Origin of the sequence: Paraburkholderia atlantica (assembly GCF_000092885.1) — a bacterium.
Taxonomy (GTDB): Bacteria; Pseudomonadota; Gammaproteobacteria; order Burkholderiales; family Burkholderiaceae; genus Paraburkholderia; species Paraburkholderia atlantica.
On record NC_014117.1, the window covers coordinates 20,386 to 41,909 of the forward strand.

The following is a 21,524-nucleotide window of genomic DNA, read 5'->3' on the forward strand; positions in this document are numbered from 1 at the left end:
GGTGCTCGTGATTGAGCACCCAGAACGCAAAAAGCCCGGTCGCGGTGACCGGGCTTTTTGCTTGAATCTGGTGGTGGGGCGTGAGTGACTCGAACACTCGACCTACGGATTAAGAGTCCGCTGCTCTACCAACTGAGCTAACGCCCCAACAGAAACGAGATTATGCAGCATCTTTTCGAGATTGCCAAGCCCTATTCGCAGCTTTATTAAAAAGATCGCATCGCCCGAACTTTGAGCGTTCCCTCGACAAAGCCGCCATTCAGAAAACATCGTCGCGTCCAACGCGGCCGGTATCATGTCGCGGACACTTCGCCGCACGCAGCATCGCGGTATTCGACCGGGGATGCCCATGGATAACACAGAGATTACCCAGTTGCTCGACCGAGTTCTCGCGCCATGGGTCCGAGCGCTGACGCTGACGCCGATCAAGGTCGACGAGGAAAGCGCCACGCTGCGTCTGCCGTTCTCTGGCGAGTGGCGTCACTCGGGCGGCATGATCAGCGGCCAGGTGTTCATGGCGGCCGCGGATACGGCGATGGTCGTCGCCATCACCGCCGCCCTCGGCGGCTTCAAGCCGATGAGTACAGTGTCGCTGAACATCAGCTTCATGCGTGCGGTCCGCAAGGGCGATGTGCTGATCAAGGCGCGCGTGCTTCGCATGGGCCGCAATCTCGTGTTCGGCGAAGTCGAACTGTTCGACGAAGGCGGCAACATGGCCGTTCATGCCACCACGACTTACGCGTTGCTCGAGTGAATGCCGGCGGACCGGAGTCGGCCGGCAACACAATCCGCCCGTAGCAAAAGCAAAGGAAAGCAAGGAAAAGCAGCATGTTCGATCAGGTCGTTTTCGCCGGCGGCGGCAACCGCTGCTGGTGGCAGGCGGGTTTCTGGGACGTCGTGCAGCCGCGGCTCGACATCCGTCCGCGCGTGATCACCGGCATTTCGGCAGGCGCCGCAACCGCGTGCATGATTTACACGCGCGGCGATTCCGACTGGGTCATGCGCTATTACGAGGACGCGCTGCGCCATAACACGCGCAACGCCTACTGGGGCAACCTGCTGCGCGGCGAGTCGGTGTTCCCGCATTACCGGATCTACCGGCAGGCGCTGCTAGATATCTACGGCGACAAGTTTTCCAGGCTCGCGCAGGCGCCGGAAATCCGCATCGGCGTGTCGCATCTGCCGCGCTGGCTTGGCGCTCGCAGCGCGGTCGCGGCGGGGCTCGTCGCATACAACATCGAAAAATATGTACGCAAGACGCTGCATCCGACGCTCGGTCGGACGCTCGGCTTTCATCCTGAATTCGTGCGCGCGCAGGATTGTGTGAGCGTCGACGAGTTGGCGGACCTTATTCTGCAATCGTCGAGCACACCGCCGTTCACGCCGGTTCTGCGGCGCAACGGCCGGCCGGTGCTGGACGGCGGCATGGTCGATAACGTACCGGTCGGCGCGCTAGATGCCGATACTCCCGGCAACGTGCTCGTGATGGTCACGCGTCTTTATCCGCGGCCGCAGATGTTCGTCGTGCCGCACGGCGTGCAGCAACGGCTTTACGTGCAGCCGTCGCGCAAGGTGCCGATTTCGAGTTGGGATTACACGAGTCCGTCGCAAATGGTGCACGCCTATAACCTTGGCCGTGCCGATGGCGAGGTCTTTCTTGAACGCATCCCTGCGTTGATGGAGGCGGGAGCGCACGAAGCGCGGTGAGCGATGCGGCCGGGCGGGGTGGGGACACTCCCGACCCGCCGGCCGCATCACCCACGAATCACCGCCGACGCCCGCCCTGCAACGCCTCCGGATTCGCGACACTGGCGGTATCGCCGGCGTCGAACGCGAGAATGTTTTTGAACGCCGCCGAAAAATACAGCTCGTAGCTCTCGCGCTCCACATAGCCGATGTGCGGCGTGCAGATCACGTTTTCCATGCGCAGCAGGCTGTAGCCCTGCAGAATCGGCTCGCTTTCGTAGACGTCGATCGCGACCATCCCCGGACGATTGTGCGACAGCGCGTTCACCAGCGCATTCTCTTCGAGCAGCTCGGCGCGGCTCGTGTTCACGAGCAGCGCGGTCGGCTTCATGCGCATCAGATCGTCCTGCTTGACGATGCCACGCGTGTCGTCGTGCAGACGCAGATGCAGCGACAGCACATCGCTGGTCTCGAATAGTTCCTCACGGCTCGCCGCGACGCCGTAGCCGTCGGCGCTAGCGGCTTCGCGCGAATGCTCGCGGCCCCAGATCAGCACGTTCATACCGAACGCCTTGCCGTAGCCAGCGAGCAGCCGGCCGATCTTGCCGTAGCCCCAGATTCCCAGCGTCTGGCCGCGCAACACTTGCCCTAAACCGAAGTTCGGCGGCAGCGCCGACGTCTTCAGCCCCGACTGCTGCCAGGCACCCTGCTTAAGGTTTGCCACGTATTGCGGAATACGACGTTGGGCGGCCATGATGAGTGCCCACGTCAGTTCGGCCGGCGCGACCGGCGAACCGGTACCCTCGAGCACGGCAATGCCGCGCTCGGTACAGGCCGCCAGATCGATGTGGCTCGCCACTTTGCCGGTCTGACTGATCATGCGCAAACGCGGCAGCTTATCGAGCAGTTGCGACGTGATCCGGGTACGTTCGCGGATCAGGACGAGGGCGTCGACTTCCGCAAGACGGCTCGCAAGTTGTCCGAGACCGCGCACGGTATTGTTGAATACTTTGACTTCCTGGTCGGCCAGCAATTGAAAGCAGTCGAGCTTGCGAACGGCGTCCTGGTAATCGTCGAGGATGGCAATCTTCATGGTATGTAATTTGCGCCGCACCTCTGTGGTGCGAACCGAATGTTATGCTGACTGTCCCAGCATGTGACTTAGCTCACACGTTGGTCTGGCTAGATGCCCTACCGTAGAAGCTGCCGCACGAAAAAGAACGGCAGCGCTACGTGAAGGCGAATTGAGAACGTTTTTAGCAGTTTGTTGCGTGTTGAGGCAAGCCGCTTTACACAAGGTTGCAGAAGCCTTGTAGAAAGCGGGTCTCCGCCTGACAAGCTGTGTGGCCCAAGACGATCTGCGCAATCATGCGCTGACAGTCGGAAACTGACACGTCGGCGTGATGAATTCAATGCCTCTCGCATGCAGCGTCCCAGGGCTTGTACCGTTTTTCTTTGCTTCAAACGGAGACAAGTCGATGAATCTTCCCTCGTTCGAAGGGCCGCCCGCTATCGAGGCGCCCACATGGGTCAAACACCGCAAGCTGATCGACTGGGTCCAGCGCATCGCAGCGCTAACCAAGCCCGAAAAAGTGGTCTGGTGCGACGGCTCGCAGGAAGAATATGACCGCCTGTGCGAGCAGATGGTCGAAGCCGGAACACTGAAGAAGCTCAACCCCGCCAAGCGTCCCAATTCCTATCTCGCCTGGTCCGATCCGTCCGACGTCGCGCGCGTCGAAGATCGCACCTTCATCTGTTCGCAGCGCGCCGAGGACGCCGGCCCCACCAACAACTGGATCGCTCCGGCCGAAATGCGCTCGACGCTCGACGGCCTGTTCGACGGCGCGATGCGCGGCCGCACGATGTACGTGGTGCCGTTCTCGATGGGCCCGCTCGGCTCGCCGATCGCCCACATCGGCGTCGAGTTGAGCGACAGCCCGTACGTGGTGACCAATATGCGCATCATGACGCGCATGGGCCGCAAGGTGTACGACGTGCTCGGCGAGGACGGCCAGTTCGTGCCGTGCGTGCATTCGGTCGGCGCACCGCTCGCGGCTGGCGAGCAGGACGTGTCGTGGCCTTGCAACAAGACCAAGTACATCGTGCATTTCCCCGAATCGCGCGAAATCTGGAGCTTTGGCTCGGGCTATGGCGGCAACGCGCTGCTCGGCAAGAAGTGCTTCGCGCTTCGCATCGCATCGACGATGGGGCGCGACGAGGGCTGGCTTGCCGAACACATGCTGATTCTCGGCGTCACGTCGCCGGAAGGGCGCAAGCATCACGTGGCAGCGGCGTTCCCGTCGGCGTGCGGCAAAACCAACTTTGCGATGCTGATCCCGCCGGCCGGCCTGAACGGCTGGAAGATCTCGACGATCGGCGACGATATCGCCTGGATCAAGCCGGGCAAGGACGGCCGGCTGTACGCGATCAATCCGGAAGCCGGCTACTTCGGCGTGGCGCCGGGCACGAGCGAAAAGACCAACTTCAACGCGCTTGCCACGTTGAAGGAAAACGTGATCTTCACGAACGTTGCGCTGACCGATGACGGCGACGTCTGGTGGGAAGGTATGACCGACGAGCCGCCGGCACACCTGATCGACTGGCAGGGCAAGGACTGGACGCCGGCCGATGCAAAGGAAACCGGCCGCAAGGCGGCCCATCCGAACGCACGCTTCACGGCGCCGGCTTCGCAGTGCCCGTCGATCGATGCGGACTGGGAAAACCCGGCCGGTGTCGCAATCGACGCGTTCATCTTCGGCGGCCGTCGCTCGACCACCGTGCCGCTCGTCACCGAAGCGCGCAACTGGGTCGAGGGCGTCTACATGGCGGCGACAATGGGCTCCGAAACCACTGCCGCGGCGGCTGGCCAGCAGGGCGTGGTGCGCCGGGATCCGTTCGCGATGCTGCCGTTCTGCGGCTACAACATGAGCGACTATTTCAGCCATTGGCTGAAAACCGGCGAGCGTCTGCAGCAACTGGGCGCAAAGCTGCCGAAGATTTTCTGCGTGAACTGGTTCCGCAAGGGTCCGGACGGCAAGTTCGTGTGGCCCGGCTTCGGCGAGAACATGCGCGTGCTGAGCTGGATGGTCGGCCGCATCGAAGGCACCGCGCAGGGCGAAGAGCATGCGTTCGGCATTTCGCCGCACTATGAGGACATCGACTGGAGCGGCCTGAACTTCACTCGCGAGCAGTTCGACCAGGTAATTTCCGTCGACGCCGCCGCATGGCGCGACGAGCTCGTGTTGCATACGAAGTTGTTTGACACACTGCAACACGGTCTGCCACCGGCGCTAACGGAAGCGAAGCGTGGGCTTGAGGAAAAGCTCACAGCTTGACCATGTAAGCGCCCACTCACCCATGAAAGGCCGCCCTTGGGCGGCTTTTTCTTTTGACGGCGGGTCTATTTCTATCTTTTCGATTTCCGCAACGCCAGAGCGACCGTTGCGTCTGTTCGAACAAAAAAGACAGTGCAAGCTGCAGCGCAGCAGATTGTTTTCGATTTGGGAATAATCGCTGGTCAGGCCCCGGTTTTATCGACACAGTCGTACCAAAATTGACAATATTTCCTGTTTTGCGGGCAACTTCTGCACGATATTGCGAGTCGTAGGAGAATTCCAAGTTCGCTTCACTGGTTTTCACCAATTGTCAGGAAGCAGTAACAAGGCAGGGAGTTGTCCTATGGATCATTTGCAGTCGATGCGAGTTTTCGTCAAGGTGGCGGATCTCGGCAGTTTTGCCCGCGCCGCGAGCGCGATGGATATTTCCAACGCGGTTGCCACCCGTCACGTTGCCGACCTCGAAGGCCGTCTTGGTACGCGGCTGCTCAATCGCACGACCCGCAGCTTGTCGCTGACCGAATCCGGTCAGGTCTATCTCGAGCGCGCCCGTCAGATTCTCGACGAACTGGAAGACGTCGAACAGATGGTGGTCGCTCGCAATCACGAACCCGTCGGCACGCTGCGCATCGTCGCGCCCGTCGTGTTCGGGCTGCATAACCTCGCGCCCGTGCTGCAAACGTACGCGGAGCGCTATCCCAAAGTCATTCCCGACGTCACGCTGGTCGATCGTCAGGTCGATCTCGTCGAGGAAGGCTTCGACGTCGGCGTCGTGATCGCGCGGCAAATGCGCAGCGCGAGCATCGTCACACGGCGTCTGACCACGGGCTGCATGACCGTCTGTGCGACGCCGGCTTATCTGGAAAAGCATGGCATGCCGACGCGTCCCGAGCATCTGCTTGAGCACCCGTGCCTGAGCTTGCCGTCCGAATACTGGGGCGATGAACGCGTGTTCACGGGGCCGGAAGGTGAAGTGCGCGTGCGGCCGTCGAACGTGATCGTTGCGAATAACACTGAAATGCTGCGGCAGTTTGCGCTGCTGGGCATGGGCATCGCAATTCTGCCGAGCTATCTGATCGGTCGCGACATGACGCGTGGCCGGCTCGTGCGTCTGCTCGGCGATTACCGTTTGCCGCAGGTCGAGATCAACATTGCATACCCGAGCCGCCGTCACCTGCCGGCCAAGGTGCGCACGTTCATCGACCATCTGGTCGAGCACTTCAGCCAGACGCCGAACAGCGTGCTCGGCGAACAGTGGATCAAGGACGGTCTGGAGCGCCCGGCGACGTCGGCCGCGTTCGAGACTGCCGAGTCCCGCGCGCCGGAAGCCTTCGATGGCGCGGAGCCGCTGTCGCGGCTGCTCGATAGCGAGCTGTCGCCCGCGGTGCCGAAGCCGATGACGAAGTCGTCTAACCGCAGCCGCCCGACGGCGTTGTCGCCGCTGTAAATCGCTGAATGTCTAAGTCCGCAGCGATGCGGGCCGACAATAAAAAGGCGCAGTCACCTGAAGTGACTGCGCCTTTTCATATGGGCAGTTGCGGATGCGGAGCAAACCGCGGGCTATGCAAGGATCGCCGACCGCGGCGGCGGAATGTAGCTATTCCCCGCTACCCTCGCGAGCCGCCGAACCGAACTCGCCTTATTAGCCGATCTTTCGCGCCGCGGTTTTCTTCGCCGGTGCCTTCTTGGCCGCCGTGGTCTTGGCCGCGGGCGCCTTCTTCGCCGCCACCTTCTTTTCCGCCGGCTCGGCCTTCACGGCCACCGCGGTATCGCCTTCGTCCGCTTCCGGCATCGCCTTCGCCGCCGAACGAGCCCCCGAAGTCTTCGCCGCCGCGGTCTTCGCCGCCGCCGGTTCCTTTTTCTCGAATTCGAAGCCGATCTTGCCGTCGTTCTGCTTGACAAGGAACGCCTTGAAGTTTCGGCCGGTACGCGACGACTTGAAGTTCGTCAGCAGATCGGTGCGCCCCTCCTCGAGCAGCTTGGCCATCTGCTCGCGGGCGATTTCCTGCTGCAGGATCACCTTGCCGGAACGGAAGTCGCACGACTTCGGATTCGCCACCGAGTTTTCGCAGACGTAGCTCATGCCGTGCTCGAACACGCGGCCCTGACACTTCGGACACGCGCCGACCGGCTGCTGATCGGAGAAGTCGGGCGGTTCGCCGTCTTCGCCGGCCGCGTCCTGACCGAAGTCGAACTCGAGCTTGTAATTCTTGATCTCGTCGTCGAGTGACAGTTTCAGGATCGCCGAGAACGGCCGACCCATCTTGCTGCGGAAGCCAGACAGCGGTCCGATGGTCTTGTTCTGCAGCAGTTCTTCGACTTCGGCGATTTCGAACTGACGGCCGCCCGGAATCTTCGAGATCGAGAACTCGCACTTCGAGCACGCGAAACGCCGGTAATTTTCCTTCACCTGGCCACCGCAATTCGGGCAAGGTGTCTGCAACGTCGCGTAATCGCCCGGGATCGTGTCGGAATCGTATTCCTTCGCGCGTTTGACGATGGTTTGCGTCATGCGCGCGATTTCCTGCATGAACGCGTCGCGCGGCAGGTTGCCACGCTCCATCTGCGACAGCTTGTATTCCCATTCACCGGTCAGCTCCGGCGCCGTCAGTTCCTTCACGCCGAGGCCGCGCAGCAGCGTCATCAGCTGGAAGGCCTTGGCGGCCGGAATCAGATCGCGGCCTTCGCGGATCAGGTACTTTTCGGTCAGCAGACCCTCGATGATTGCCGCTCGCGTCGCTGGCGTGCCGAGACCCTTGGCCGCCATCGCCTCGCGCAATTCGTCGTCTTCGACCAGCTTGCCCGCGCCTTCCATCGCCGACAGCAGCGTTGCTTCGTTGTAGCGCGCCGGCGGCTTCGTGACCAGTTGCTGCGCGGCGATCTTGTCGGTCTTGACCTTTTCGTCCTTCTGCACCGGCACGAGGTTCGCATCGTCGCCGCTGGTTTCGCGGCCGTAGATCTGCAGCCAGCCGGGCTCGACCAGCACCTTGCCTTCAGTCTTGAAGTGATGGCCGACCACCTCGGTGATACGCGTCGTCACACGGTATTCGGCGGCCGGGAAGAACACCGAGAGGAAGCGCTTCACGACGAGGTCGTAGAGCTTCTGTTCCGGCTCGGACAGATTCTTCGGGGCCTGCAGCGTCGGGATGATGGCGAAGTGGTCGCTGATCTTCGAATTGTCGAAGATGCGCTTGTTCGGCTTCACCCAGCCCTTGTCGAGCACCTGTTTCGCGAACGGCAGGTAGTTGTTGCTCTCCTTGAGCATGCCGAGCGTCTGCTTGACCGTGTCCAGATAGTCTTCCGGCAGCGCGCGCGCGTCGGTTCGCGGATAGGTCAGCACCTTGTGCTTTTCGTACAGCGCCTGAGCGAGGCCCAGCGTATTCTTCGCCGAAAAGCCGAAGCGGCCGTTGGCTTCACGCTGCAGACTGGTCAGGTCGAAGAGGGCGGGCGACAGCTGGGTCGACGGTTTCGACTCCTCGGTCACCACGCCCATCTGGCCACGGCAGGCCGCGACGATCGTCTCTGCCGCAGGCAGCGACCAGAGGCGCGAATCGCGCTTTTCCGGGTCGAACTCGTCGCGCTTGAATTTCGGATCGAACCAGCGGCCTTCGTAGAAGCCGGCCGCGCAGACGAACTCCGCCTTCACTTCCCAGTAATCGCGCGGCACGAAGCGTCGAATCTTCTCTTCGCGTTCGACGACGATCGACAGCGTCGGCGTCTGCACGCGCCCGACAGTGGTCAGGAAAAAGCCGCCGCCCTTGCTGTTGAACGCGGTCATCGCGCGCGTGCCGTTGATGCCGACGAGCCAATCCGCCTCCGAGCGGCAGCGCGCCGCATCGGCGAGCGGCTGCATCTCTTCGTCGCTGCGCAGACGCGCGAAACCCTCGCGGATCGAGCCGGCCGTCATCGACTGCAGCCACAGCCGTTGCACCGGCTGCTTGGCTTTCGCGTGCTGCGCGATCAGGCGGAAAATCAGCTCGCCCTCGCGCCCCGCGTCACATGCGTTGATCAGGCGGTCGATATCCTTACGCTTCATCAGCTTGGTCAGCACCTTCAGGCGCGACTCGCTCTTCGCGATCGGATTCAGATCGAAATGCGGAGGAATGACGGGTAGATTGGCAAAGCTCCACTTGCCGCGTTTGACTTCGTATTCGTCGGGCGCGGCGATTTCCAGCAGGTGGCCCACTGCCGACGAGAGGACGTAGTCGTCGCTTTCGTAGTACTCGTCATGCTTGGTAAAGCCGCCCAAAGCGCGCGCGATATCGTTCGCGACAGAAGGCTTTTCGGCGATGATCAGTGCTTTGGACATGACTCGATGTGAGGTTGGTAGATCCGGGTTGGTGGCCTTGAGCGCCAACATGGCGCGTGACGCTCGCTTGAGACCTCTTTCGACCCAATAACGACCGCTTTATAGCACAAGGCGCGAACCCAACGGGTCAAGTGCCATAAAAGCGCGCCATCATAATTGCGCGTCCGGCGGTTGATCAACTGCGGCAAACGCCGCATGCGAACAGCGATGCCAGCGGCGATGCTGTCCCAGAAATGGCCGGCGACGGTCCGTGCCGCAACCCGCGCTTCGCGAAGCTTTCCGTTTGGCCGGGCGGCGCGCGAAGCCGCCTTCAGGCGACCGCCAGCGCCGGCCGCAGCTTCGGCGCACCTGTCACGCCGGGCAGTGCGGTCAGATCCGACAGCATCCGCTCGACGATCGACACCTGTGGCAAAACCGTACCGAAAAACCGTGTCGTCACCGAGTCTTCGATCAGGACGGTCGGGAAATTCTCGACGTCCAGATCGTCGAACCGATCCGCATGAGTTTCGATGTCGATCCATGCGAAACAGACTTCTGGGTGCCGCTCGGCCAACTGGTTGAAGGCGTCCCGGTACTCGCGACACGTTCCGCACCACTCCGCGCACAGGCATGCAACGAACAGTGTGTCGGGTTCGTTGACGCGCTCGGCGATCCGGTCCTGGTCGGTGTCGAGGTTCAGCGCGGGCATGAAATGATTTCCTTGTGTGCTTTGTCGGGTGCTTTGGCGCGAATGTAGCATGGCCGGTCGCGAAAAGTTGCCGATCTGCGTTGATGCCGGTCAGTCTCGGCTCAGTCATGATGGGCTCGCATGAAGCGGCCGCCCGGCAGCAGCGTGATCTTGCCAGCGAGTTCGAGCCGCAGCAGGGCGGCGTGCAGGGCCGCGTCCTCCATCTCGGTGCGGGCGGCGAGAATTTCAAGCGTGGTCGGTGAATGGCCGAGCGCGGCGAGCAGACGTTGGGCGTCGGGCGCAAGCGCTGGCTGTGGGGCCGAGCCGGACGGCGGTGCATCGGCGAAGGCGGCGGTTGCCGCTTGCAACGCGGTCCCACCCGACGAACCGTGCAAACCGGCCCGGTCCAGCGGACCGACCTGCTTCGCCGCGCGCCCCGTGTTGCTCGCCGGTCGCCGGACAAAACCCAGCTCTTCCAGCACCTCGTCGGGCGTTTCCACGAGCCGCGCCCCCTGCTTGATCATCCGATGACAGCCGCGCGATAACGGCGCGTAAATCGATCCAGGCAACGCGAACACGTCGCGCCCCATTTCGTTGGCGAGTCGCGCGGTAATCAGCGAACCGGAGCGCATAGCCGCCTCGACGATTACGACTCCGCTGACCAGCCCAGCGATCAGCCGGTTGCGCTGTGGAAAGTTGGCGGCGCGCGCCGGCGTGCCGAGCGGCCACTCCGACAGAATCGCGCCCTGCACCGCGATCTGCCGCGCGAGTGCCTGATGCGCGGCCGGATAGATGAGGTCCGCGCCAGTGCCGACCACCGCGACCGTTCCGCCGACACCTTCCAGCCCGCCCCGATGCGCGGCGCCGTCGATGCCGAGCGCGAGCCCCGAGACGACCGTCACGCCCGCCGCCGACAGCTCGCGCGCGAACCGTCGCGCATCCTCGATGCCCTGCGGCGTCGCGCTGCGGCTACCCACCAGCGCGACCGCGCGCGTATGCAGCAGATCGAGCCGGCCCTTTATATATAGAAGCGGCGGCGGATCGGGCATCGTCAGCAACGCGGGCGGATAGGCGGGATCGTCGAGCGTGACGATCTGGTTACCCGCCTGCTCGCGCCATGCGAGCACCGCATCGAGCTGGCCGTCGAACGCTGGCCCCGGCGGCGCCAGCACGGCGCGCGCCGCGGCATCACCGGCGACCTCGGCGAGCGCTTCCGGCGACTGCGCAAACAGCGCCTGCGGCAGCCCGAATGCGGCTAGCAACAGGCGCAACGCCGCGGGTTTGAGGCCCGGTGCAAGCGACAACCGCAGCCAGGCGGCCAGCTCGATACGGGTTGCGGGCAAAGTGTGCATGCGGGTCGCTCCTCTGGCGGGGCCTGCGGGCAGGCGGGCGCCATGCTAAAATTTTCATGATCCGAAATAAAACCGTGCAATTAAAACGGCAATGAGCCGCGAATAACCGCGGCGCCGCGCGTGAGAGCGCGGGTTCGTCGTCGGGCGCACGAGGCGCGTTGAATCGAACCGGTTCGACACCATCTATCCTCTGCGTATTACGACGGGCTCACAACCTGGCCAAATGGCCAACGCGAGCCTCCAATGGTGAGCGGCGTCTGAAATCACACTCGAAATCATGGCTTTACTGAACATCCTCAATTACCCCGACAAACGGCTGCACAAGGTGGCGAAGCCAGTCGAGGAGGTCAACGACCGTATCCGCCGTCTCGTCGCGGATATGGCCGAAACGATGTACGCGGCGCCCGGCGTCGGCCTCGCCGCCACCCAGGTGGACGTGCACGAACGCGTGATCGTGATCGACGTGTCGGAAACACACGACGAACTGCTCGCGTTCATCAATCCGGAAATCGTCTGGTCGAGCGATCAGAGGAAGTTGTCGGAAGAGGGCTGCCTGTCGGTGCCCGGGATCTACGACAACGTCGAGCGTGCCGAGAAAGTGCGCGTGCGTGCGCTCAACCAGAAGGGCGAAACGTTCGAGCTCGATTGCGAGGGGCTCCTCGCCGTGTGCATCCAGCACGAGATGGATCATCTGATGGGCCGCGTGTTCGTCGAATATCTGTCGCCGCTGAAGCAAACGCGCATCAAGAGCAAGATGAAGAAGCTCGCCCACGCGATGTAACGCGCTTTCAACTTGCCCGCCGCCCATTCATGACTCATTCGTTGCGCGTCATCTTTGCCGGTACGCCGGAATTTGCCGCGGCCGCGCTGGCCGCGATTCATCGCGCCGGGTTTGCCGTGCCGCTCGTCTTGACGCAGCCGGACCGGCCCGCGGGACGCGGCATGAAGCTGCAGGCGAGTCCGGTCAAGCGCTACGCACAGGAGCATGGGCTCGCGGTCGCGCAGCCCACGTCGCTGCGCCGCGCGGGCAAGTATCCCGAGGAAGCCGCCGCCGGCATCGAGCAACTCCGCGCGACGCCGCACGACGTGATGGTGGTCGCCGCCTACGGGCTGATCCTGCCGCAGGAAGTGCTCGACATTCCGCGCTTTGGCTGCATCAATATTCACGCGTCGCTGCTGCCGCGCTGGCGCGGCGCAGCGCCGATTCATCGTGCGATCGAGGCGGGCGACGCGCAAACCGGCATCACGCTGATGCAGATGGACGCCGGCCTCGACACCGGCGCGATGATTTCCGAAGTGCGCACGCCGATCTCCGCCGACGACACCACCGCCACGCTGCACGACCGCCTCGCCGAGGCAGGCGCACAACTGATCGTCCACGCGCTGATCGAGCTCGAGCGCAGCGGCAAGCTGGCCTCGACCCCGCAACCGGCCGACGGCGTGACCTACGCCGAGAAAATCGCCAAGCACGAAGCGGCGCTCGACTGGCGCCGCCCGGCCGAGGCGCTTGCGCGTCAGGTGCGCGCGTTCGACCCGTTCCCCGGCGGCGCCGGCACGCTAGACGACGGCAACACCGTCAAGATCTGGGCCGCCACCGCCGTGGCCTCGCCGGCGTCGGGCAGCAGCAAGACGCCAGGCACCATCACCGAGGTTTCTCCCGACGGCGTGCTAGTCGCGTGTGACGAAGGCGCACTGCGTCTGACGCAATTGCAAAAGCCCGGCGGCAAGCGCCTGCCGGTGCGGGAATTCCTTGCTGGTTCGCCGCTCGTCGCAGGCCAGCGCTTTCAGCTTCCCGAGGCGCAATAAGCGCGGCGCCACACGCCAGAGCATCGGCGATTCCGCCGGCGTTCCCGGCGCCCGCCGCGAGTGCGCCGCGCGTTAGAATCCTCCATGCAGCAGACCGGGTTTTCGAGGGTTCATCACATGTTCGGCATCGTCCATTTCGAGTTTTTCATCGTCGCGGTTTTTCTCCTGAACATCACGCCGGGGCCGGACACCGCTTATATCGTCGGGCGCAGCGTCGCCCAGGGCCGCGGCGCGGGGCTAATGTCGGCGCTCGGCATTTCGGCGGGCTGCTGCATACACTCGCTGGCCTGCGCGTTCGGGCTGACCGCGCTGCTGGCCGCGTCGGCCACGGCGTTTACCATCGTCAAGTTCGTCGGCGCGATTTATCTGATTTATCTGGGTGTGCGCCTGATCTTCGCGAAGCCGGCCGCGGATGCGCCAGCCGGCGACGCGCGCGCACCGTCCACGCCGAAGTCGCTGCGGCAGTTGTTCCTGCAAGGCTTCTGGACCAATGTGCTGAACCCGAAGGTCGTGCTGTTTTTCGTGTCGTTCTTCCCGCAATTCGTCGCGACGGGCAGCGAACACAAGACCTTTGCGTTTCTGACGCTCGGCGCGGTCTTCGTGCTGATGAGCATGGTATGGAACAGCTTCGTCGCGTGGATCGCGGGCAGCGTCACGCAGCGTTTCTCGGGCAAGCCGACGGTCAAGCGTTGGCTCGATCGCGGCGTCGGCAGTGCGTTCGTCGGCCTCGGCATCAAACTGGCGACCGCCTCGCGATGATTGAATTTTCCCGCATCGCCCATATCTAACATTTCGCTTACAATCTGGCGCCGCAATCGCGCGGCACGGAGATGAAGGCCACGCTCGGGCAAGGAGTTGCAGACATGTTCAATTGGGTGAAAACCGCGATGTTGATGGCCGCGATTACGGCCCTTTTCATCGTGATCGGCGGGATGATCGGCGGGTCGCGCGGCATGATGCTCGCGCTCGTGATCGCCCTTGGAATGAATTTCTTTTCGTACTGGTTCTCCGACAAGATGGTCCTGCGCATGTACAACGCGCAGGAAGTCGACGAAAACAGTGCGCCGCAGTTCTATCGGATGGTGCGCGATCTCGCCACGCGCGCGAACCTGCCGATGCCGCGCGTCTACCTGATCAACGAAGACGCGCCGAACGCATTCGCCACCGGCCGCAATCCGGAGCACGCGGCGGTCGCGGCGACCACCGGCATTCTGCGCGTGCTGTCCGAGCGCGAAATGCGCGGCGTGATGGCGCACGAGCTTTCGCACGTGAAGCACCGCGACATTCTGATCTCGACGATTTCGGCGACGATGGCCGGCGCGATTTCCGCGTTGGCGAACTTTGCGATGTTCTTCGGCGGCCGCGACGAAAACGGCCGTCCTGCGAACCCGATCGCGAGCATCGCGGTTGCGCTGCTCGCGCCGATCGCGGGCGCGTTGATCCAGATGGCGATTTCGCGTGCGCGCGAATTCGAAGCCGACCGTGGCGGCGCGCAGATTTCGGGCGACCCGCAGGCACTGGCGTCGGCGCTCGACAAGATCCATCGCTATGCAAGCGGCATTCCGTTCCCGACGGCCGAGGCGCATCCGGCCACCGCGCAGATGATGATCATGAATCCGCTGTCGGGCGGCGGTATCGCGAACCTGTTTTCGACGCACCCTGCGACCGAAGAACGCATCGCGCGTCTGATGGAAATGGCGCGCACCGGGCGTTTCGACTGAAAGCGCGCGTCGTCCGGTGTGTCGACCCTGAAGTACTGAAGAGCGGGCCCGCGAGGCCCGCTTTTTTTCGCACCCCTCGTCCCCACTGCGCAACAGCATTTGCCGCCGCCACCCCCGCACGGCGGCGCGCCACCGGCGCCACGCTACAATGTGCGCTGATTGCGCCGCGCGCACCGTGCGGCTTGCCATTGCTCCCTTCATGACTTCAAAGCCTTCTTCGCGTTCTGCTTCCTCGTCGGCGCGCTCGCGCGAATCCCGTTTGTCGGCGCTGCATCTGTCGCCCGAATCGCTCGGGTTCGCGCTCGACTGCGCCGCCCAGGCCGTCGGCGCCGTGCGTCTCGGCGCGGCCTTGCCCGCGGCGCTGCAAAGCGTCTTCGCGGCAATGCCCGAGGGCAACGCCGCAGCGGCGCGCGGCGCGGTGCAGGACCTCGCCTATCGCACGATGCGCCGTCTCGCGAGCGCCGAGTGGCTGATCGCGAAACTCGTGAAGAAAGCGCCGCCGCCGCACGTCGCGCATGTGCTCGCGTGCGCGCTCGCGCTGCTCGTCGACGACGAAACGAGCGCCGCCTACACGCCGTTTACGGTCGTCGACCAGGCGGTCAGCGCGATCGGGGCACGCCGCGAGTTCGCGTTCGCAAAGGGGCTCGTCAACGCGGTGCTGCGTAACTTCTTGCGCGAGCGCGACACGTTGCTCGCCGCCGTGCAAGCCGACGAAGTCGCGCACTGGAACTATCCGGCCTGGTGGATCGACGCGGTGAAGCGCACGTGGCCCGAGGCGTGGCAATCGGTGCTGGCCGCCGGCAATACGCAAGGTCCGCTGACGTTGCGCGTGAACGCGCGCCATTCGACGGTCGACGCCTATCTGCAAGAGCTGCAACGCCAGCAGATCACCGCACGCAAGGCTGGCGAACACGCGGTTACGCTCGCAACGCCGATGCCGGTCGAGCGCATTCCCGGCTTCAACGAAGGTGTCGTGTCCGTACAGGACGCAGGCGCGCAACTCGCCGCGCAATTGCTCGGCGTGCGCGACGGCATGCGCGTGCTCGACGCATGCGCGGCCCCTGGCGGCAAGACCGGCCATCTGCTCGAACTCGCCAACATTCAACTCGTTGCGCTCGAAAGCGATGCGTCGCGCGCGCGCCGCATCGGCGAAAACCTGCGGCGTCTGAAGCTCGAAGCGGAAGTGCGCATTGGCGACGCTGGCAACCCCGCGCAATGGCACGACGACCTTGACCAACCGTTCGACCGCATCCTCGCCGACGTGCCGTGCTCTGCGTCTGGCATCGTGCGGCGTCATCCGGACATCCGCTGGCTGCGTCGCCAGTCGGATATCGCCGCGCTCGTCTCCGAACAGCGCCGCATTCTCGACGCGCTGTGGCCGCTCGTGAAACCCGGCGGCGAATTGCTTTACGTTACCTGTTCGATCTTCCCCGAAGAGGGCGAGTTGCAAGCTCAGTGGTTTGGAAACCAGCATCAGGATGCGGTACGATTGGACGCGCCGGGGCAGCTTTTACCCTCAGTTGCCCGCGCGCCCGCCGACTCATCGGCCGGTTCTCATGCTGGACGACCCGCTGAATTCAGCACCGGCACGAACTCAGACCACGACGGATTTTTCTACGCGCGCTTTCAGAAACGGTGACCATAAAACGCTTCTTCCCGCTTCGGCTCGCTGCCGTGCTCTGGATCGCGCTGGCCGTCTGGCTTGCAGCGCCGGGCGCGGCGCATGCTGACTCGATCGCGGTGCAGCGGGCGTCGCTGCAGGCCGACAACGGCGGCTGGAGTCTCGATGCGCATTTCGAATTCGAGCTGAACAGCAATCTCGAAGACGCGGTCAACAAAGGCATTCCGCTTTATTTCACGACCGATTTCGAATTGAGCCGGCCGCGCTGGTACTGGTTCGACGAGCAGCCGGTCAGCGTGTCGCAAAGCTTGCGGCTGTCGTTCCAGCCGCTCACGCGCGAATATCGCGTGTCGAGCGTGCAGTCGGGCGGTTTGCAACTCGGCTTTTCCACACTGAAGGATGCGCTCGCGGTGATCAAGCACGTGACGTCGTGGCATGTGATCGACCGCAATCAGGTGCGTGTCGGCGAAACCTATAACGCGTCGGTGCGCATGCAACTCGATATCGGGCTGATGCCCAAGCCGTTCCAGATCGACGCGGTGAACAACCGCGACTGGAACCTCGCCTCCGATTGGAAGCGCTTCACTTTCACGGCGGCCGATCGTGCTAAATAAAGTGCGCTCATCTTCGACCAGTGTCAGCAGCATCGTCGTGCGCGTGCTGGTGTCGACGGTCGCGGTCACGGCCGTGCTGCTGCTCGTATTGCTGGCCGCTGCGAGTGCGAACACCGAATTCTTCGACCGCTATTACCAGTGGCTGTACGCGGCCAACGTCGCGGTCGCGATGATCTTTCTGCTGGTGGTGGCGACGCTGGTCGTCATCATCGTGGTGCGATTACGCACGGGCAAATTCGGCACACGGCTGCTCGCGAAGCTCGCGTTCTTCATGGCGCTGGTCGGCGTGGTGCCGGGCGGCATCATCTACATCGTGTCGTACCAGTTCGTGTCGCGCAGCATCGAGTCGTGGTTCGACGTGAACGTCGAAACGGCGCTCGCGTCCGGCCTCAATCTCGGGCGCGGCATGCTCGACGCGTCGCTGTCCGATCTGCAGACGAAGGCGCGTCTGATGTCCGAGCAGATCGCGAGCGCGGATGCGGCCGGCACCACGCTGACGCTCTTGCGTCTGCGCGACCAGTTCGGCGTGCAGGATGCCACGATCATCGAGCCGACCCGCAGCATGTCAGGCGCGACGCCGGACATGCACGTGGTCGCGCAGGCGTCCAGCAATTACGCGATGCTGCTGCCGAACGATCTGCCGACACCGCTGATGATCGAGCAGGCGCGCGGCCACGGCTATGCGGCGATCGAAGGCGAGGTGGACGGCGACGCGCATGCGCAGGGCGGCAAGGGCGCGCTGCGTCTGCGCGTGGTCCAGCGTATTCCCGATGCGAACGCATCGCTCTTGCAGCCCGCCGAACGCTTCCTGCAACTGACGCAGCCAGTTTCGACGACACTCGCGCGCAATGCCGACGCGGTGCAGCGCGCGTATCGCGAGTATCAGGAGAAGGCGCTCGGCCGCACGGGCCTGCGCAAGATGTACATCGGCACGCTGACGCTATCGCTGTTTCTCGCGACCTTCATCGCGATGATGCTCGCGCTCGCGCTCGGCAATCAGCTCGCGCGGCCGCTATTTCTGCTCGCGCAGGGCACGAAGGAAATCACCGAGGGCGACTACACGCCGAAGCGCGAGATCAAATCGCGCGACGAACTCGGCTTCCTCACTCAGTCGTTCAACGCGATGACGCGGCAGTTGGCGGAAGCGCGCGGGGCAGTCGAGAAAAATCGTATCGCGCTCGAGCATTCGAAGGCGTATCTGGAGAGCATCCTCGCGAACCTCACGGCGGGCGTGTTCGTGTTCGACCGGCAGTTCCGGCTGACCACCGCAAATCGCGGCGCCGAGCGGATTTTCCGTCAGCCGTTCCAGACGGTGCTCGGTTCGTCGCTCGATCAGATCGGCGTGCTCGGCGAATTCGGCGCGATGGTGCGCAAGGCATTCGCCGATCGCGAAGCGGCCAGCGAAGACGGCCATGACGACAACGGCCACTGGCAGCAGCAGTTCTCGGTGCCGGTGCCCGGCGAAACCGAGCCGCTCACGTTGCTCGTGCGCGGCGCGCGCCTCGTCGCGGCGAACGAGCGCGATGCCGAAGACATCCAGACCTCGGGCTACGTGGTCGTGTTCGACGACATCTCCGACGTGATCTCCGCACAGCGGTCGATTGCATGGGGCGAAGTCGCGCGGCGCCTCGCGCACGAGATCAAGAATCCGCTCACGCCGATTCAACTGTCGGCCGAGCGTTTGCAGATGAAGCTCGCCGACAAGCTCGCGCCGTCGGATGCGGACGTGCTGAAGCGCGGTGCGACGACAATCGTCAATCAGGTCGCCGCGATGAAGCAGATGGTCGACGATTTCCGCGACTACGCGCGCACACCGCCCGCGGTGCTCGCGCATCTGCAATTGAATGATCTGGTCAGCGAGGTGCTCACGCTGTACGGTATCGAGGAAGGCAAGGGCGCGATCCAGGTCGAGCTCGCGGCCTTGCCCGCGATACGCGGCGACGCGACTCAGTTGCGTCAGGTGATCCACAACCTGCTGCAGAACGCGCAAGACGCGGTCGCCGAAGTCGCGCATCCGCGTGTTTTGCTCGAGACGAGGACAGTAGAATACGGAGACCCCGACGCGCAAGGCAAGGCACGCGTCGCGGTACGTCTGACCGTGTCGGATAACGGACCAGGCTTTCCCGCGCGTATCCTCACGCGCGCGTTCGAGCCGTACGTGACGACCAAGGCCAAAGGTACGGGCCTAGGACTTGCGATGGTCAAGAAGATCGTCGACGAACATGGCGCGCGCATCGACATTCGCAATCGCATGAAGGCTGGCGACGTGATCGAAGGCGCGCAGATTTCGATTCTCTTCCTTCAATTGGCGGACGACCCCGCGCAGCCGGGTACACCTGGTTCGGGTGCGCATCCGGCGCACGGCGGCGCGTCGCAGGGAACGACAAAAGCAACAGTGCAGACAAGGGCAGCGTAAATGGCAACCATCCTGGTGGTAGATGATGAAATGGGCATCCGGGAACTGCTCTCGGAGATCCTCAGCGACGAGGGACACGTCGTGGAGGCCGCTGAAAACGCGCAGGAGGCGCGCGAGTTCCGGCTGCGTCAGGCGCCGGACCTCGTGCTGCTCGACATCTGGATGCCGGACACCGACGGCGTGACGCTGCTCAAGGAATGGGCCGCGCAAGGTCAATTGACGATGCCCGTCATCATGATGTCCGGTCACGCGACGATCGACACCGCGGTCGAGGCCACCAAGATCGGCGCGCTGAACTTCCTCGAAAAGCCGATCGCGTTGCAGAAGCTGTTGAAGGCGGTCGAGCAGGGACTCGCGCGCGGCAACTCGACGGCCGTGCCTGGCGGTGTGGCCGCGAAGCCGGCGTTGCCGGTCAGCGCATCGTCGGTCGCGTCGGCGGCCGCGTTGCCGATGCTGTCGGCAGATGGCGTCGGCGGCGGCGCGCTCGCCGCGCAAACGGCGTCGATCTCGTTCGACATTCCGCTGCGCGATGCGCGCGACGCGTTCGAGCGCGCGTACTTCGAATATCACCTCGCGCGCGAGAACGGCAGCATGACGCGCGTCGCGGAGAAGACGGGTCTCGAGCGCACGCATCTTTATCGCAAGCTGAAGCAACTCGGCGTCGATCTCGGCAAGAACAAGGGCGAGTGAGTGCCACGTGTTGCATGCGAACGCGGCCCGGCAATATTTTTTATGAAAGGGCTTGCTGAACTGCAGATCGCTTGATATAGTTTCGTTCTTCGTTGGCCCGGTAGCTCAGTTGGTAGAGCAGCGGATTGAAAATCCGCGTGTCGGTGGTTCGATTCCGCCCCAGGCCACCAGGATTCAGCCCCAGGAAATCGCAAGATTCCTGGGGCTTTTCCGTTTGGCGGACAAGTCGTCACATTGGCTCGCCATGCAGTTTGGGCCGCGCGCATTGGGCTGCAGGCGTCGGTGACATTCGGTATCGCGTGATAAAATCGCGCCAGTTCAAGAACTTGTATGCAGGCGTCGCACGCGGTCGTATACCGCGCGAATGCGGTGCCGAGCGTATCGCACCGAAGCACCCAATCCTTCGCCCGACGATCGGCGGTATAAGCGCCCAGCCACGTTCACGCGCAACGCGCGACCTATACTGCTTTGGGCCGGCACAATGCCGGCACACGTCGCGCCGTTGCTCGCATGGCGCACCTGGCGCAGCGCGACGTGGCACCCTCATTCACGGAGTATCACGGTGATCCGCAAAGACGCTAAGCGTAGCGCGCTCGTGCTGTTTTCCGGCGGCCAGGATTCCGCCACGTGTCTCGCGTGGGCGCTCGACCGTTACGACACGGTCGAAACGATCGGCTTCGATTATGGTCAGCGTCATCGCGTCGAACTCGAATGCCGCGAGGGGTTTCGCCAGGCCGTTGTGCGCGCGTTTCCGGCGTGGGCCGATCGTCTCGGCGACGATCACACGATCGACCTGTCGCTCCTCGGCGCGATCAGCGACACCGCGATGACGCGCGAGATCGAAATCGAGGCCACCGCCAATGGGTTGCCGAACACGTTCGTGCCGGGCCGCAATCTGATGTTCATGACGATTGCCGCGGCCATCGCATATCGGCGCGGCTTGCAGGTGCTGGTCGGCGGGATGTGCGAGACGGACTTCTCGGGCTACCCAGATTGCCGCGACGACACGATGAAGGCGCTGCAAGTCGCGCTGAATCTCGGCATGGACACGCGCTTCGCGCTGGAGACACCGCTGATGTGGCTCGACAAGGCCGACACGTGGCGTCTCGCGCACGAACTCGGCGGCGACGCACTGGTTGAACTGGTGCGGGTCGAGACCCACACTTGCTACCTCGGCGAACGCGCCGAACTGCATTCATGGGGCTTCGGCTGCGGCGAGTGCCCGGCATGCCGGTTGCGCAAACGTGGCTATGAGGCCTACCTCGCCGGTGAGAAAGTCACCGAGCCCGTGTGACGGTTCACGCAAG

The 21,524-nt window shown here is 63.6% G+C and carries 18 protein-coding genes and 2 tRNA genes; 14 read left to right on the forward strand and 6 right to left on the reverse strand.

The genetic code is table 11. The features are described 5' to 3' along the window. Positions 1-71: 71 nt before the first annotated feature. Positions 72-147 (reverse strand) — tRNA-Lys (locus BC1002_RS00090). Positions 148-349: 202 nt separating this feature from the next. Between BC1002_RS00090 and BC1002_RS00095 the strand changes: the two genes are divergently transcribed. Then, the gene (locus BC1002_RS00095) at positions 350-754 is read left to right on the forward strand and encodes a PaaI family thioesterase (RefSeq protein WP_013088038.1); all 405 of its coding nucleotides are present in this window, start codon (positions 350-352) and stop codon (positions 752-754) included. 74 nt (positions 755-828) lie between these two features. Then, positions 829-1,707, forward strand: a complete 879-nt coding sequence (locus BC1002_RS00100) for a patatin-like phospholipase family protein (RefSeq protein ID WP_013088039.1) — start codon at positions 829-831, stop codon at positions 1,705-1,707. A gap of 58 nt (positions 1,708-1,765) precedes the next feature. On the opposite strand, the gene BC1002_RS00105 is transcribed toward BC1002_RS00100, so the two are convergent. Next, positions 1,766-2,779: a D-2-hydroxyacid dehydrogenase family protein gene (locus tag BC1002_RS00105; protein WP_013088040.1), complete on the reverse strand. Its 1,014-nt coding sequence runs from the start codon at positions 2,777-2,779 to the stop codon at positions 1,766-1,768. Between the two features lie 385 nt (positions 2,780-3,164). Between BC1002_RS00105 and BC1002_RS00110 the strand changes: the two genes are divergently transcribed. Continuing rightward, positions 3,165-5,021 (forward strand): phosphoenolpyruvate carboxykinase (GTP), encoded by a 1,857-nt coding sequence (locus tag BC1002_RS00110; protein ID WP_013088041.1) that lies wholly within the window; start codon positions 3,165-3,167, stop codon positions 5,019-5,021. A gap of 16 nt (positions 5,022-5,037) precedes the next feature. Here BC1002_RS00110 and BC1002_RS37540 read toward each other — a convergent pair whose 3' ends face one another. Beyond that, positions 5,038-5,325, reverse strand: coding sequence for a hypothetical protein (locus tag BC1002_RS37540; protein WP_157874627.1), 288 nt, complete (start codon positions 5,323-5,325; stop codon positions 5,038-5,040). Positions 5,326-5,364: 39 nt separating this feature from the next. Between BC1002_RS37540 and BC1002_RS00115 the strand changes: the two genes are divergently transcribed. Then, positions 5,365-6,468 carry a LysR family transcriptional regulator gene (locus BC1002_RS00115; protein WP_013088042.1) on the forward strand — a complete coding sequence of 368 codons (1,104 nt, stop codon included), beginning with the start codon at positions 5,365-5,367 and terminating at the stop codon, positions 6,466-6,468. 195 nt (positions 6,469-6,663) lie between these two features. On the opposite strand, the gene BC1002_RS00120 is transcribed toward BC1002_RS00115, so the two are convergent. The 3 genes from BC1002_RS00120 to dprA form a co-directional block, all read right to left on the reverse strand. Next, positions 6,664-9,330, reverse strand: coding sequence for a DNA topoisomerase III (locus BC1002_RS00120; protein ID WP_041734236.1), 2,667 nt, complete (start codon positions 9,328-9,330; stop codon positions 6,664-6,666). Between the two features lie 310 nt (positions 9,331-9,640). Further along, entirely contained in the window at positions 9,641-10,018 is a 378-nt protein-coding gene (locus tag BC1002_RS00125) for a thioredoxin family protein (protein WP_013088044.1), read from the reverse strand. 101 nt (positions 10,019-10,119) lie between these two features. After that, positions 10,120-11,349, reverse strand: coding sequence for a DNA-processing protein DprA (gene dprA, locus BC1002_RS00130; RefSeq protein ID WP_013088045.1), 1,230 nt, complete (start codon positions 11,347-11,349; stop codon positions 10,120-10,122). Positions 11,350-11,626: 277 nt separating this feature from the next. Here dprA and def point away from each other — a divergent pair, with 277 nt between their 5' ends. From def to queC, 10 genes are all read left to right on the forward strand, one after another. After that, positions 11,627-12,130: a peptide deformylase gene (gene def, locus BC1002_RS00135; RefSeq protein ID WP_013088046.1), complete on the forward strand. Its 504-nt coding sequence runs from the start codon at positions 11,627-11,629 to the stop codon at positions 12,128-12,130. A gap of 29 nt (positions 12,131-12,159) precedes the next feature. After that, complete coding sequence (gene fmt, locus BC1002_RS00140) at positions 12,160-13,155, forward strand: methionyl-tRNA formyltransferase (protein ID WP_013088047.1); 996 nt, start codon at positions 12,160-12,162, stop codon at positions 13,153-13,155. Positions 13,156-13,272: 117 nt separating this feature from the next. Next, positions 13,273-13,914: a LysE family translocator gene (locus tag BC1002_RS00145; RefSeq protein WP_013088048.1), complete on the forward strand. Its 642-nt coding sequence runs from the start codon at positions 13,273-13,275 to the stop codon at positions 13,912-13,914. Positions 13,915-14,018: 104 nt separating this feature from the next. Beyond that, positions 14,019-14,876 (forward strand): zinc metalloprotease HtpX, encoded by an 858-nt coding sequence (gene htpX, locus BC1002_RS00150; protein ID WP_013088049.1) that lies wholly within the window; start codon positions 14,019-14,021, stop codon positions 14,874-14,876. Between the two features lie 199 nt (positions 14,877-15,075). After that, entirely contained in the window at positions 15,076-16,515 is a 1,440-nt protein-coding gene (gene rsmB / locus BC1002_RS00155; RefSeq protein WP_013088050.1) for a 16S rRNA (cytosine(967)-C(5))-methyltransferase RsmB, read from the forward strand. After that, positions 16,512-17,111, forward strand: a complete 600-nt coding sequence (locus tag BC1002_RS00160; protein WP_013088051.1) for a DUF4390 domain-containing protein — start codon at positions 16,512-16,514, stop codon at positions 17,109-17,111. Before rsmB ends, BC1002_RS00160 begins: the two co-directional genes overlap by 4 nt. After that, positions 17,101-19,527: a sensor histidine kinase gene (locus tag BC1002_RS00165; protein WP_013088052.1), complete on the forward strand. Its 2,427-nt coding sequence runs from the start codon at positions 17,101-17,103 to the stop codon at positions 19,525-19,527. Before BC1002_RS00160 ends, BC1002_RS00165 begins: the two co-directional genes overlap by 11 nt. Next, positions 19,528-20,217: a response regulator transcription factor EsaR gene (gene esaR, locus BC1002_RS00170; protein ID WP_013088053.1), complete on the forward strand. Its 690-nt coding sequence runs from the start codon at positions 19,528-19,530 to the stop codon at positions 20,215-20,217. A 94-nt stretch (positions 20,218-20,311) separates the two neighbouring features. After that, a tRNA-Phe gene (locus BC1002_RS00175) sits at positions 20,312-20,387 on the forward strand. 392 nt (positions 20,388-20,779) lie between these two features. Continuing rightward, complete coding sequence (queC, locus tag BC1002_RS00180; RefSeq protein WP_026228978.1) at positions 20,780-21,511, forward strand: 7-cyano-7-deazaguanine synthase QueC; 732 nt, start codon at positions 20,780-20,782, stop codon at positions 21,509-21,511. The last annotated feature ends 13 nt before the right edge of the window (positions 21,512-21,524 follow it).

Excerpts from the sequence above, each read along its gene's own strand:
- BC1002_RS00095 (WP_013088038.1), top strand. The coding sequence starts at position 350 with ATGGATAACACAGAGATTACCCAGTTGCTCGACCGAGTTCTCGCGCCA.
- BC1002_RS00100 (WP_013088039.1), top strand. The coding sequence starts at position 829 with ATGTTCGATCAGGTCGTTTTCGCCGGCGGCGGCAACCGCTGCTGGTGG.
- BC1002_RS00105 (WP_013088040.1), bottom strand. The coding sequence starts at position 2,779 with ATGAAGATTGCCATCCTCGACGATTACCAGGACGCCGTTCGCAAGCTC.
- BC1002_RS00110 (WP_013088041.1), top strand. The coding sequence starts at position 3,165 with ATGAATCTTCCCTCGTTCGAAGGGCCGCCCGCTATCGAGGCGCCCACA.
- BC1002_RS00115 (WP_013088042.1), top strand. The coding sequence starts at position 5,365 with ATGGATCATTTGCAGTCGATGCGAGTTTTCGTCAAGGTGGCGGATCTC.
- BC1002_RS00120 (WP_041734236.1), bottom strand. The coding sequence starts at position 9,330 with ATGTCCAAAGCACTGATCATCGCCGAAAAGCCTTCTGTCGCGAACGAT.
- BC1002_RS00125 (WP_013088044.1), bottom strand. The coding sequence starts at position 10,018 with ATGCCCGCGCTGAACCTCGACACCGACCAGGACCGGATCGCCGAGCGC.
- dprA (WP_013088045.1), bottom strand. The coding sequence starts at position 11,349 with ATGCACACTTTGCCCGCAACCCGTATCGAGCTGGCCGCCTGGCTGCGG.
- def (WP_013088046.1), top strand. The coding sequence starts at position 11,627 with ATGGCTTTACTGAACATCCTCAATTACCCCGACAAACGGCTGCACAAG.
- fmt (WP_013088047.1), top strand. The coding sequence starts at position 12,160 with ATGACTCATTCGTTGCGCGTCATCTTTGCCGGTACGCCGGAATTTGCC.
- BC1002_RS00145 (WP_013088048.1), top strand. The coding sequence starts at position 13,273 with ATGTTCGGCATCGTCCATTTCGAGTTTTTCATCGTCGCGGTTTTTCTC.
- htpX (WP_013088049.1), top strand. The coding sequence starts at position 14,019 with ATGTTCAATTGGGTGAAAACCGCGATGTTGATGGCCGCGATTACGGCC.
- rsmB (WP_013088050.1), top strand. The coding sequence starts at position 15,076 with ATGACTTCAAAGCCTTCTTCGCGTTCTGCTTCCTCGTCGGCGCGCTCG.
- esaR (WP_013088053.1), top strand. The coding sequence starts at position 19,528 with ATGGCAACCATCCTGGTGGTAGATGATGAAATGGGCATCCGGGAACTG.